Source organism: Methyloceanibacter methanicus, assembly GCF_001723285.1.
Taxonomy (GTDB): domain Bacteria; phylum Pseudomonadota; class Alphaproteobacteria; order Rhizobiales; family Methyloligellaceae; genus Methyloceanibacter; species Methyloceanibacter methanicus.
Genome location: NZ_LPWG01000010.1, coordinates 227,844 through 240,368, shown reverse-complemented (window position 1 = coordinate 240,368; position 12,525 = coordinate 227,844). Strand labels below are relative to the sequence as shown.

General features: G+C 62.9%; 12 protein-coding genes, 1 tRNA gene and 2 pseudogenes. 11 read left to right on the top strand and 4 right to left on the bottom strand.

Translation table 11 applies throughout. The features are described 5' to 3' along the window. Positions 1-173 precede the first annotated feature (173 nt). From AUC68_RS06105 to AUC68_RS18625, 3 genes and pseudogenes are all read left to right on the top strand, one after another. Positions 174-1,505: a nucleotide sugar dehydrogenase gene (locus AUC68_RS06105; protein WP_083240474.1), complete on the top strand. Its 1,332-nt coding sequence runs from the start codon at positions 174-176 to the stop codon at positions 1,503-1,505. A 606-nt stretch (positions 1,506-2,111) separates the two neighbouring features. After that, complete coding sequence (locus AUC68_RS06100; protein WP_069436802.1) at positions 2,112-2,336, top strand: hypothetical protein; 225 nt, start codon at positions 2,112-2,114, stop codon at positions 2,334-2,336. 86 nt (positions 2,337-2,422) lie between these two features. Then, positions 2,423-3,001 (top strand): annotated as a pseudogene (locus tag AUC68_RS18625) (recombinase zinc beta ribbon domain-containing protein); the annotation flags it as partial. Between the two features lie 499 nt (positions 3,002-3,500). On the opposite strand, the gene AUC68_RS06095 reads toward AUC68_RS18625, so the two are convergent. Continuing rightward, positions 3,501-3,577, bottom strand: a tRNA-Arg gene (locus tag AUC68_RS06095). Positions 3,578-3,745: 168 nt separating this feature from the next. Between AUC68_RS06095 and AUC68_RS06090 the strand changes: the two genes are divergently transcribed. Then, a complete protein-coding gene (locus AUC68_RS06090; protein ID WP_244500412.1) occupies positions 3,746-4,234 on the top strand; it encodes a YcgN family cysteine cluster protein in 489 nt (162 codons plus the stop codon). Positions 4,235-4,321: 87 nt separating this feature from the next. Next, a complete protein-coding gene (locus AUC68_RS06085) occupies positions 4,322-4,696 on the top strand; it encodes a hypothetical protein (protein ID WP_069436801.1) in 375 nt (124 codons plus the stop codon). Between the two features lie 30 nt (positions 4,697-4,726). Here the strand turns inward: AUC68_RS06085 and AUC68_RS06080 are convergent, their stop codons facing one another. From AUC68_RS06080 to AUC68_RS06070, 3 genes are all read right to left on the bottom strand, one after another. After that, positions 4,727-6,187, bottom strand: a complete 1,461-nt coding sequence (locus AUC68_RS06080; RefSeq protein WP_069436800.1) for a sensor histidine kinase — start codon at positions 6,185-6,187, stop codon at positions 4,727-4,729. 131 nt (positions 6,188-6,318) lie between these two features. Then, entirely contained in the window at positions 6,319-7,743 is a 1,425-nt protein-coding gene (locus AUC68_RS06075; RefSeq protein ID WP_069436799.1) for a dihydrolipoyl dehydrogenase family protein, read from the bottom strand. Positions 7,744-7,785: 42 nt separating this feature from the next. Next, positions 7,786-8,577 (bottom strand): TVP38/TMEM64 family protein, encoded by a 792-nt coding sequence (locus AUC68_RS06070; protein ID WP_069436798.1) that lies wholly within the window; start codon positions 8,575-8,577, stop codon positions 7,786-7,788. Between the two features lie 301 nt (positions 8,578-8,878). On the opposite strand from AUC68_RS06070, the gene rpmH reads away from it, so the two are divergent. The 6 genes and pseudogenes from rpmH (at position 8,879) to AUC68_RS06055 (ending at position 12,505) form a co-directional block, all read left to right on the top strand. Continuing rightward, entirely contained in the window at positions 8,879-9,013 is a 135-nt protein-coding gene (rpmH, locus tag AUC68_RS15695) for a 50S ribosomal protein L34 (protein ID WP_083240473.1), read from the top strand. Between the two features lie 24 nt (positions 9,014-9,037). Then, positions 9,038-9,520, top strand: coding sequence for a ribonuclease P protein component (gene rnpA, locus AUC68_RS18620; protein WP_083240472.1), 483 nt, complete (start codon positions 9,038-9,040; stop codon positions 9,518-9,520). Next, on the top strand, positions 9,472-11,538 hold the full coding sequence (gene yidC / locus AUC68_RS06065) for a membrane protein insertase YidC (protein ID WP_069436797.1): 2,067 nt from the start codon (positions 9,472-9,474) through the stop codon (positions 11,536-11,538). Before rnpA ends, yidC begins: the two co-directional genes overlap by 49 nt. Before the next feature lie 144 nt (positions 11,539-11,682). Next, a pseudogene (locus tag AUC68_RS18325) lies at positions 11,683-11,805 on the top strand (transcriptional regulator); the annotation flags it as partial. Between the two features lie 95 nt (positions 11,806-11,900). Continuing rightward, a complete protein-coding gene (locus AUC68_RS18320; protein WP_342027467.1) occupies positions 11,901-12,035 on the top strand; it encodes a hypothetical protein in 135 nt (44 codons plus the stop codon). Beyond that, complete coding sequence (locus AUC68_RS06055) at positions 12,032-12,505, top strand: SRPBCC family protein (RefSeq protein ID WP_425283213.1); 474 nt, start codon at positions 12,032-12,034, stop codon at positions 12,503-12,505. Before AUC68_RS18320 ends, AUC68_RS06055 begins: the two co-directional genes overlap by 4 nt. The last annotated feature ends 20 nt before the right edge of the window (positions 12,506-12,525 follow it).

Genomic DNA, 12,525 nt, shown 5'->3' with positions numbered 1-12,525 from the left:
CCCATTGTCAAAGCCACGAAGGTCAGAACCCAACGACCTCATAAGTCCAGTCTGTGGCACGCCCAGCAAGAAACGCGTTCAAAAAGTCTTTATCGAATGCGCCGCCGACATACGCTGCTTCGGTTGAAGAACCATGCGCCGGGGCTGCGAACGCGGCCCATGCCTTCGATCTCATGCTCGATCCGAAATCGCGCAGTCAGAGTATTCGTATAGTGAGTCGAGCGGCGCCGCCTAAGCTCAGCGAAGTGCAGATCGGCGTGATCGGACTCGGTTTTGTCGGTCTACCGCTTGCTGTGTTTATGGCCCAGCATTTCCCGGTAACGGGCTTCGACGTTGACGCAGCCCGAATTGAGCAACTCCAGCGCGGAGTCGATCGGACACGCGAGGTGACGAGCGACGAATTTGCGGCAGCAAAGGCACTGGATTGCACGACAGACCTCGACGCGCTCCGTCCATGCAACGTCTACATCGTCACTGTACCGACACCGATCAACGACAAGAGGCGTCCCGATCTTAGCCCCCTCTTGGACGCAAACCGAACCGTTGGCGCAGTTCTCTCTCCAGGGAACGTCGTCATCTACGAGTCTACTGTCTATCCTGGCCTAACCGAGGAGTTCTGCGTCCCAGAGCTGGAGCGCGTCTCCGGTCTCACATTCAACCAGAACCTCTACGCTGGCTATTCGCCCGAGCGCATCAATCCCGGCGATCCAACGCATCGGCTTCCCGACATCGTCAAGGTTACGTCGGGCTCGACTCCCGAGACCGCCGATCTCGTTGACGCGATCTATGCGAAGATCGTCACTGCCGGCACACACAGAGCAAGCTCGATCCGAGTCGCCGAGGCCGCTAAAGTCATCGAGAACGTCCAACGCGACGTGAACATCGCGCTCGTCAACGAGCTCGCGATGTTGTTCAAGGAACTCGGTCTTGAGACTGCGGAGGTGCTGGAGGCGGCCGGCACGAAGTGGAACTTCCAGCCCTATCGACCGGGCCTCGTCGGCGGCCATTGCATCGGTGTCGACCCTTACTATCTGACCCGCAAGGCGGAGCAGATCGGATTCCATCCGCAGATGATCTTGGCTGGGCGGCGCACAAATGACGCCATGGCGTCCTTCGTGGCCGACGACATTCTCAAAGCTATGAGGCGGAATGGGCAGAGCCCCGCACATGCACGTGCTCTGGTGATGGGCTTCACCTATAAGGAAAATGTGCCCGATACGCGCAACACCAAGGTCATTGACCTCGTCCGTGCTCTTTCCGGTTCAATAGGCGAGGTCCTGGTCTACGACCCGTTGGCCGATCGCGATCTTGCTAAGCACGAATATCATATTGACATCGCGAGTTCTTTGCCCGCTGGCACGTTCGACGCAATCGTCCTCGCGGTGAAGCACGTTCAGATTTGTGATCTGGGAGAGGCCGGTATCAACGCCCTGCTGGCCCCGGATGGCCTGATATACGATCTCAGTAGCGTTCTGCCCCGCGGGGCCAGTCACGTGCGGATCTAAGGTCCTAGTTTAAAGCTCGATTTTGGATTTCATCGAAATCCCTAACCACACAATGCCACCTGCTACTTTGGCGGCGTGCCGCTTAATGGGAGCGGACCCGTATCGCTTTCAAAGAGGCACGCTACCGCCGGAAGCCTACCGAAAAGGCAGGCATCGCGAGCCAGTTTGTCTTCTATGGGGCTATTTCAGCTTCGGCGCTCTAACCGGAATCGGGTCTGGCGACAGATTGGCGCTACACCCTATCGCGTGCAGCATCATCCTGGTGGAAGCAATGATCGGTCAGCTTTATCGCCAACGCTATTGGCGCGGATCGTGACGTTGGACGTCGAGGAGCGACGTCGTTGTCAGTTCTGCTTTGGGTCAAAAGGAGACGTGGGCGCGCTCATCTGAGAATCTCTGCTTTGTACTGAGAGCTGACATTAGTAGCAGGTTGTGCTGCAGACCAGGGCGCAGTCGTGCGGCAGCTGCTAGATAGGGATCAACTTCGATGATCTGCCGTGACCGACGAACCTGTGATCTAGTTGGCGAACCCAAGTAAGGGGACGGCGTGAACTACCGCCCCCGCTCGAAATCCTGTTTCGCGCGAACGCGCTGGAGCGCGCGAGCGTGGCCGTTCTCGAAGCCCTGGCGGGCGGACTGGAGACGCTCTTCGAGATGTTTGATGCGGCGTTCGGAGGCGTGGTCGAGTCCGCGGCGAACTTCCACGGCCTCCGCGCCTTGTGGCGTGAGCTGGATTTCGACTTTCGGCTTGGGCCGCGCGGCGATGCGCTGATCCAGCTCCGCTTGGTGGCCGCACCGCTTGAGGCTTGGTCGAATCCCTTCATGACTTAACGCTCCATGCCGGAGCCGTCGAAAACCTTCTCGCGTCCGTCTCTCAGCATCAGCGTCAAAAGAACGCCGAGCAAACGCGCAACCGCATGCGGGCCCGCGCAGCCAATGGCTATTGGGGCTTCGGCGCGCCGGTCGGATATCGCTACGAGAAGCTCGCGGGGCACACCGGCAAGGTGATGGTGCCCGACGAGCCTCTGGCAACCACAATCCGCGAAGCGCTGGAAGGCTTCGCATCAGGCCGATACGAGACCCAGGCCGAGGTGCAGCGCTTCCTGCTCCAATGCCCGCACTTTCCGAAGGACCGCAAAGGCGAAGTCCATCCACAGCGCGTTGCCTCATTGCTCGCGCAGGTGCTCTATGCCGGTTACCTCTCAATGCCCGAATGGAACCTCGTTCTCCAGCCCGCCAAGCATGAGGCGCTGATCAGCTACGAGACCTTCACCCGCATCCAGGAGCGCCTGGACGGCAGGACCACGACGGCCCCCGTGCGGCGCGACGCCAATGAGGACTTCCCTCCGCGCGGCTTCGTTGTCTGCGGGTGCTGCGGCCACCCCCTCACTGCTGCGTGGTCGCGTGGCAAAGGCGGACGCTACGCCTATTACTCCTGCTACCAAAAAGACTGCGCGGAGAGCCGCAGATCCATCCGCAAGGAGACGATTGAAGGCGCGTTTGACGAGTTGCTCGATTCGATCTGCCCGTCAGAGGACGCACTCTTCACCGCGCATGCCATGTTCAAAGAGCTGTGGGACAACAGCAAAGCCTCCGCACAGCAAGCCGCCAATGAAGCCAGGCGGGAACTGGAAGCCGTCGAAGGCAAGATCGGCCAGCTCCTGGAACGGATCGTTGAAGCGAGCAGCGACGCGCTCGTCGAAGCCTATGAAACGCAGATTGAAAAGCTTGCAGCCCGCAAGGCCCTGCTCAGCGAAAAAGCCGCCGCAAACGGCACCCCGCGCAAACCCTTCGAGCAGAGTTTTCGAACTGCCTTCAACTTCCTCGCAAACCCGCGTGTTCTATGGGATTCCGGGCGCGCCGACCTGCGCAAGACCCTACTCAGACTCACGTTTAAGCGCCGTATAGCCTATGACCGTTTGAAGGGTTTTCGAACCCCCGAAACCACCTTGCCCTTCAAGGCTTTGCGCGATTTCGCGGCGGGGGATTCAGGTTTGGCGCGCCGGGGAAGATTCGAACTCCCGACCCCCAGATTCGTAGTCTGGTGCTCTATCCAGCTGAGCTACCGGCGCAAAAGCCCAAGAACCGCAACAAGTTGGCGGCTCGGCGCATGAAAGGCATGCCGTGACCGGCGCCCTCAAGTCCCGCCTAGCTAATACCTAGGGACATCGATAGCAAGAGCTTCCGGCCAAACTTGTCGCAAATTGGCTCCGAGAGAGGTCCAAAGCCGGGCGAACCCCATGTTCGCATCGTCTGAAACGCTGTTACACAACACTCCCGGATATGAGAGCCTCAAAAATACAATGTCCTCAACGAACCAGCCCGATTTTCTAGCCAAGCCTCTCTACGAGATGAGCGAGCAAGAATGGGAATCCCTCTGCGACGGCTGTGGGCTCTGCTGCCAGATCCGAGCCGAGGATATCGACACGGGTGAAATCGTACTGTCCAATGCAGCCTGCCGCTTACTTTGCTTGGATAGCCTTCGCTGCACGGACTACGCAAACCGTAAAGCCAGGGTCGCGGATTGCGTCAAGATCACGCCTCAGAATGTCTCTCAGCTAAATTGGCTTCCCCACACCTGCGCCTATCGCATGGTGTTCAGAGGGGAACCGCTCGAAGAATGGCACTATCTCATCTGCGGCGACAGAAACCGCGTCCACGAAGACGGCCCGTCCATGAAAGACGAGCTTGTCAGCGAGGACTCGGTTGATTGGAGCGACTTTGAGTGAGAGGCTCCGGCCCAACACGACAGCGACAGAAACCCGACATGTTTTTTCCGCTATACTCGTGCCCATAACTGTCAAGGGAGAAGTACGATGACCAAATACGTTTCGAGATGGGCCGCCATGCTCGCCGCCGTAGCCCTGGCCTTCACGCTCGCCGGTTGCGACGACACGCCAACCGAGGGCGATTCCGCCACGGACGGCAGCGGCTTTGTCGGCAGCTACTCGACCAAGGACACCCAAGGCAACGATATGACGGTGACCCTCGACGAGGAGGGCTCGGCCAGCGGCAATCGCGCCGGCGACGACCTGACTGGCTCGTGGAAGGACGAGGGCAGCACCGTCACGATCACCTGGTCCGATGGGTGGGTGACGAAGATCACCAAGGATGGGGACAGCTACAGCAAGACTGCCTTCAAGGACGGCCAGGAAGAAGGCAGCGCAGTCCCGGCCGAGAAGACGAAGTAGCCCCGTCTCCGGCACGGCCTCTCAGGCCATTCAAGCGCGGCGGCGCCGCGCCCGATCCAATTCCACGACCACGTCGGGGATGGTGATGCGGAATGTGGCGCCGCCCTCGTTGCTGACCAGTTCGATCTGCCCCCCATGGGCCATGACGAGTTCGGCCGAGATCGCAAGGCCGAGCCCGGACCCTCCTTTACGCGCCACGCTCTGAAACGCCTGAAACAGCCGCTTGCGCGCTTGCTGGGGAACGCCGGGCCCCGTATCGGCAACATCGATGCTCACCACCGCGCCGTCCCGGTGTGCCAACACGCGGATCGCCCCGAAACGGCCCGGCTCGGCCTCGAGGGCCTGCACGGCATTGCGGCAGAGATTGGCGAGGACCCGGTAAAGCTGATCGCGGTCGGCTTCGACTTCGAGCCCCGCCTCCAGGTTCAGGTCCCAGTCGATCTCGCCCTCGCGGGGCAGACCGAGCGAGTCTCCAACCTCGTTGACCAGCGGCGCCAGCTCGAAGCGCATCCGTTTTGGCGGCGTCTCCTGGGCCTGACCGAAATCCAGCGTTTGCACGCAGAGGCGAATGGCCCGGTCGAGCGAGGCGATCAGCTTCGGCACAAGACGCTGCACGGTCGGGTCCCTGACTTCGGCCAGGCGATCCGACAGGAGCTGGGCGCTCGACAGCATGTTGCGCAAGTCGTGGCTGATCTTGCTCACGGCGAGACCGAGCGCGGCGAGGCGAGTCTTTTGCGACAGCGTCTGGGAGAGTTCGTTCTGCATCGCGGCCAGTTCGCGCTCCGCCGTACCGATCTCGTCCCGCCGTTTGGATGGCGCGATGATACGGCTCGGGTCCTCGGGCTGCTCTGCGAACCGCACCATATTGTGCGTAAGCTGCGTCATTGGTTTCACGAGCAGCCAATCGAGCGCCAGGAAGACCAGGGTCGCGGTAATGACGGAGATCAGAATCGACAGGCCGAGAATGTCGAGACCGTATTTCAGCATGGCCGCCTTCAACGGCCCTTCCTCCATCACGACATCGACGGTCTCGCCGGGATTGAAGCCCGGCTCGCCGACGACGCGGATCACGCGGTTGTCCGGGGCGACATAGACCATGAGGGCATCGCCGATCAGCGCGGCCCAGGTGGCATTGCGGAGATCGTAGGCGTCGACCTCCTCGGGCGTATCCATTTGCACGATGAGCGCGCGCGAATCCTCGTGCTTCACCGAGATCGCCTTGACCCGAGCCCGGTCGAGAAGCTCGTCGCGCAGCTTGGCCGGAAGCCGACCGCCCGGCGCCGCCTCCGCCGCAAGCGAGGCGATCTGCGCCGCCTGCAGCCGCTCCATCAGCCATTGCCGCCGGAAATTGGAGACCGACGGCACAAAGACCAGGACCTCGGCCACCATGACGAACAGGATGGTCAGCAGCAGCAGCTTGGTGGACAGCCCGGCCACGGTCCGGGTGACCCGCGAGGCAGCAAGCCCCTTGCGCTCTGTCTGATCGTTCACCGGTGTCGCTCGCTTGTTCCGTCCACGGCGCCCGCTTCCTCGGGAAGTCTCCGGCGCCTCCCGACATCATATCCGCAATTGGGGCAATATTCCTTACGCAGCGCCCCGCGTCGAAGATCGCTTCGCGCCGGTTATCCCAGCTTGCGCAAGAGACCGATGATCCAGCGGAGCCAGCCCTTGTTCAGCAAGGGCCGATAGTAGGCGAAGGCCACCCGTTTGGAGATTTCCGAGTAGGTCGGGTAAGGCAGGACCAGCGACGTCAGGTCGCCGATACGCATTTCCTTCGCAATCGCGACGATCCAAAGCTGCAGCAGCTCGCCCGCCTCGGGACCGACGATGGTGACGCCGAGAATGGTGCCGTCCTTCTTGGTGATGACCTTGATGAAGCCGTCGGTCCGCCGTTCGCATTGGGCCCGGTCGTTGTCCGCGAACGGCCAGCGATAGATCCGGATCCGGCGCGACTTGCTCCGCGCCTCCTCCTCGGTCAGTCCCACCTGCGCCAATTCGGGATCGGTATACATCACCCGCGGAATGGGCATGGCGCTCACGTCGGGCTTCAGTCGGAACAGCGCGTTCTTGATCACGATGCTCGCGTGATAATTGGCGAGGTGGGTGAATTGCTGACCGCCGACCGCATCGCCAATCGCGTAGACCTTCCGGTTGGAGGTCTTGAGCTGCTCGCTGACCTTGATGCCGCGATCGGTGTGCGCGATGCCGGCCCGGTCGAGGCTGAGGGGCTTCAGATTGGGCCGGCGTCCGGTCGCGACGAGAAGGTGTGAGCCCTTGACGATGACGTTGTCGGTTCCGTGGTGAAAATGAACCGCCAGCCCTTGGACCGAGGGCTCGATGCGCTCGACGCGCGTGTTGGGATACATCGCCACGCCGGACTCCTCGAGCCGCTTGAGCAGAACGCGCGCCGCTTCAGGGTCTTCCTTGGTCAGGAAGGCACCGGTGTCGAAGATGGAAACCTCGGCGCCGAGCATGGCATGCGCCTGGCCGAGCTCGAACCCGATGGGCCCGCCGCCAAGCACGATGAGGTGCTGCACCCGTTCGCCGATATCGAAGATGGTTTCGTTGGTGAGATAGGGGATCTCGTCGAGGCCCGGGATCGCGGGCACGAACGGCGTGCCGCCGGTGGCGATCACGAAACGGCGCGCGCGCACGAGCACGGGGCCGGCCTCCAGCGTGTCCTTATCGAGGAAGCTTGCTTGCGCCTGGACGACCCGAACGCCGAGCCCGGTGAAACGCTCGATCGAGTCATTGGGCGCGATATTGGCGATCGCACGGTGGACGTGGTCATGGACGGCGCGGTGATCGATCTGGGCTTCGAGAACGTCGATGCCGAACGTGGAAGCGGTTCGAACCGCATCGGCGCGCTTGGCGGCAGCCAGAAGGGCTTTGGAGGGGACACAGCCATAATTCAGGCAGTCGCCGCCCATCAGCCCCTTTTCGACCAGCACGACGGACACGCCGAGCTGAGCGGCGGCGGCGGCCACCGAAAGGCCGCCCGAGCCCCCACCGATCACGCAGAGGTCGGGTGTTAGCTCCTCTTCCATTCTTGTCCTTTTCCCCTCGCGCCGGTCAGGCGTGTGCGTCCTTTAGACCGTCCGGCGCCGAAGCTTCTTCGCCACGACAGGAATGAGCGACACCACGCCCAACGCCACGACGGCGACAATAACGTCCGTGGTCAGCAGCGCGCCCGGATCGATCCCGTAGACACAGGAGTCATGACCGCCCTCCCCCGCCTTTGCAAGGCAGGATTCGTAAGACGCCTGCTGCGCATCGAACACGCTATCGAGTCCGTTTCCGGCCAATGCGAAAGCGAACGTTCCGGGGATGATGCCGATGAAGGTCGTGACGACGTAGGTCCAGAACGGCACGCCGAGCAGCCCCGGTGCGAGATTGACCAGCCAGAACGGAAAGACCGGAATCAGACGCAGGAACAGGAGGTAGCTCAGCGCGTCCTCGCGAAAACCCTCGGCGAAGCGCTGCAGCCTCGGACCGGTCTTTGCGATGAGGACGTCCCGCAGGGCGCTCCTGGCGACGAGATAGACCGCCGTCGCGCCGATGGTCGCGCCGACGATGGAGAGAACACCGCCCAGGAACCAGCCGAACAGAAAGCCCCCGCCGATGGTCAGGACGACGCCGCCGGGGATCGAAACGGCAACCGTAACGGCGTACACCGCCGTGAAAACGGCCAGAGCGAGGGCGTAGTGGCTGGCGATCATCGCGCGCAGGCTCTCGCGGTTCTGCGCCAGATGCTCCAGGGTCAGATAGCGGTGCCAGCCCATGGCCACGATCAGGCCGCCGACGCCCACCAGGAGCAACAACGGCCAAAGCCGTTTCAGCCAATTTGCCGCCCCATGGGTCATGTCTTCGATGTGCTCCATGCCAACCGGCGCTCCTCCAGAGGGAAATCTCTCCTATTTTCCCGGCCCTCTATAGATAGGACCTCGCAAAGGCTTGGGGGAATGGCCTGTCGCGCCCTTGTGATGCGCCGTCAGCGCCCGTGATGGGAGATCGCATCCTCGTTAGCATTCGGAGCGCCATTCCGGGGCAGGAAAGCCCAAAAAGTCGTCCCATTGATTGACTTGGCGGCCCGCCGCACCTATAAGCCGCTCCGAACCATTATTGCCTCCGAGGCCCGCCTTCCCATGGTGAACGGCGCGGACGGACGGCAGGAGAAAGTCCGTGAAACGCACTTATCAACCCTCGCGGCTCGTCCGCAAACGGCGCCATGGTTTTCGCGCGCGCATGGCCACCAAGGGTGGCCGCAAAGTCATCGCGCGGCGCAGAGCCAAGGGCCGCAAGCGCTTGTCAGCCTAGGCGGTCCCAGCCGCCTCACCCCCGGTGACGGCCATCGGACGTCTCAAGACCCGGTCTGAATTCGTGTTCGTGAAGGGCGGAACCCGCTTCGCGACGCCTTCGCTCGTCCTGCAGGCGCGGCGGCGCACCCGCCCGACGCCCAGCCCCGAAATGGCCCGCTTCGGCTTTACCGCGACGAAACGCCTCGGCGGGGCTGTGGTTCGCAACCGGGCGCGGCGGCGTCTCAAGGAGGCCGTACGCTTGGCGGCGCCCTCCAGGGCCCGCGCAGGCTATGATTATGTGTTGATCGCGCGCGGGGGCGCGGTACAACGGCCCTTCACCGAGGTGATCAAGGATCTTCAACGCGCGTTGATCAAGGTGCACGAGCCCTCCGCGGGCCACCGGCGCCGCAACTCCCCTTCGGCCAGCGCCGATCGCACGAACCGAGCACGACAACAGCCACCGGGCCCGAACAGCACATGGACGAGAATAACCGCAATTTCATCTTGGCGATCGTGCTGTCGATGACCGTGCTTTTCGCATGGCAGTTCTTCTTCGTGCCGAAGACGCCGCCCAAGGAGCAGCAGCAGGCCGCGCCCTCCCAGCAGACGAGCGAAGCGGGCCCCCCGGCCCCCTCGGGCGTGAGCCAGGCCCCGCGCCCGGGTGCCGGCACGGCGCCGCAGCCGGAAGGCGCGCCCACCGGCATGACCCGGGAAGCAGCGCTCGCCGCCTCGCCGCGCGTCGCCATCGAAACCCCGAGCGTCCGCGGATCGATTTCGCTGAAAGGCGCCCGGATCGACGACCTGACGCTGAAGGACTACCGGGTGACCGTCGACCCCGACAGCGCCCAGGTGATCCTGCTTTCGCCGGCCGGCGGGCCCCACGCCTATTACGCCGAGCGCGGCTTCGTGGGCGCCGGCGGGGACAAGACGCCGCTTCCTTCGGGCGACACGCTCTGGACGGCCGAGGGGCAGGGCACGCTCACCCCGAACACGCCGGTGACCCTCACCTATGACAATGGCGAGGGCCTGAAATTCACGCGGACCATCTCGATCGACAACAAGTACATGTTCACGATCGACGACAAGGTAACGAATACGGGCACGGCGCCGGTCACGATCTATCCTTACGGACTCGTCTCACGCCACGAATTGCCCGCGGTGCAGGGCTTCTACATTCTGCATGAGGGCCTGATCGGCGTCGTCGACGACGGCCTCCAGGAGATCAGCTACAGCTCGGCCATCGAGGACCCGCCAGCCACGTTCAAGAGCGAGAACGGCTGGCTCGGCATCACCGACAAATACTGGGCGACGGCGGTCGTGCCGGCCCGGAACATTCCCTTCGAGGCCAAATTCTCAGGCTCGGACACGGGCGGCAGCGCGCGTTTCCAGACCGACTATCTGATGGATGCCATGGAGGTCGCGCCAGGTGCCACGGTGAGCACCTCGGGACACGTGTTCGCGGGCGCCAAGGAAGTGAACGTGGTGGACGGCTACGCCAACGCCTACGACATCCCCAAGTTCGACCTTCTCATCGACTGGGGCTGGTTCTACTTCCTCACCAAGCCGCTCTTCTATGCGCTCGACTATTTCTACAGGCTCGTGGGCAATTTCGGCGTGTCGATCCTGATCGTCACCGTGCTGATCAAGCTCGTGCTCTTCCCGCTGGCGAACAAGTCCTACGTCTCGATGAGCCGGATGAAGAAGCTCGCCCCGGAGATGCAGAAGATCAAGGAGCGCTACGGCGACGATCGCATGCGTCAGCAGCAGGCGATGATGGACCTGTACAAGAAGGAGAAGGTGAACCCGGCCTCGGGCTGTTTGCCGATCCTCGTGCAGATCCCCGTGTTCTTCGCGCTGTACAAGGTCCTGTTCGTCACCATCGAAATGCGGCACGCGCCCTTCTTCGGATGGATCAAGGACCTTTCGGCCCCGGACCCGACCTCGGTCTTCAATTTGTTCGGCCTCATTCCCTGGGACCCGCCCATGTTCCTCATGGTCGGCGCCTGGCCGCTGATCATGGGTCTGACCATGTGGTTCCAGATGAAGCTGAACCCGGCCCCGCCGGATCCGGTTCAGCAGAAGATCTTCTCCTGGATGCCGGTGGTGTTCACCTACATGCTGGCCTCGTTCCCCTCCGGTCTCGTGATCTATTGGGCCTGGAACAACTTCCTCTCGATCATCCAGCAATCGGTGATCATGTGGCGTCAGGGCGTGGACATTCCGCTCCTCGAGAATCTCGGCTTCAAGCCGCCACACGAGCCCGGCGACGAGTCCGAGGAGGCGCAGTCGGCCCGGGTCACGGCCGAGGAGAAGCGTAGCGCCAAGGCGTCCCGGCGGGCCGAGCGCGCCGCCAAGCAGACGGCGGCGGATGCGGACTCGGACGATGCAACGGACACGGCGGAAGACGCCGCGAACGGCGCCGAGGCAACGGCTTCCGCTCCCAAGAAGGCAGCACCGAAGAAACGCGCCCCGCGCAAGCGGGCGGCGAAGAAGACCGCAGCGAAAGCGGCGGATCGGGAGGCGGACGGCGAAAGTCCCGCGTAAGCGCCCTTGCGAATTGACGGGCCCGGCCTCAAGGCCGGGCCTCTTTTCAGGAACAATACTTAGGTGTTGACCTAAGTATTGTTCCGCACTAGCGTCCCGGTGCCGGACGCGATTGCCATCCGTGGGCGGGAGGGACGACAAACAATGACCGGGCTTGCCACAACGACACCCCCCGCCGCCGTGGACGGCGTCTTCCGGGCCCTGAGCGATCCCACGCGGCGCAGCGTGCTGGAGCGCCTCACCCGGGGGCCCTCGTCCGTCAGCGAACTCGCCGCCCCGTTCGAGATGGCCCTGCCGTCTTTCGTCGCGCACATGAAGACACTCGACGCGCGGGCCTCGTGTCCTCGCGGAAGACGGGGCGTGTGCGCACCTATTCTCTCGTACCGGAACAGCTGCGTTGCGCGGAGGACTGGCTCGGACGCCAGCGCCGCCTTTGGGAGACGCGGCTGGATCAGCTCGATGCGTATCTCGTCAAAATGAAGGAGGCCGACGAATGATGACTCTAGACCCACGCCTTGATCTTCAACTCGACCGTTTCGTCGACGTGCCCCGCAGGCTCGTCTGGGAGGCTTGGACGACCCCGGAGCACCTCAAGCACTGGTTCGTGCCGAAGCCCTGGACGATCACGGACTGCGAGATCGACCTGCGGCCCGGCGGCGTGTTCCGCTCGGTCATGCGCTCGCCCGAGGGTCAGGAGTTCCCCAATTTGGGCTGCTATCTCGAGGTCGTCCCCGAAGAACGGTTGGTCTGGACCGATGCCCTGCTGCCGGGCTATCGCCCGTCCGAAAAGCCTTTCTTCACGGCCTTTCTGCTGCTGGATGAGGAAAACGGCGGCACGCGCTATCGAGCCATCGCCCTCCATCGCGACGAAGCCGGCCGCAAGCAGCATGAAGAGATGGGCTTCGAAGAAGGCTGGGGCACGGTGGTCACCCAGCTCGTGGAATACATCAAGTCGTCGATGGTCTAAGTTGCCCCGGTTTGCCGCGC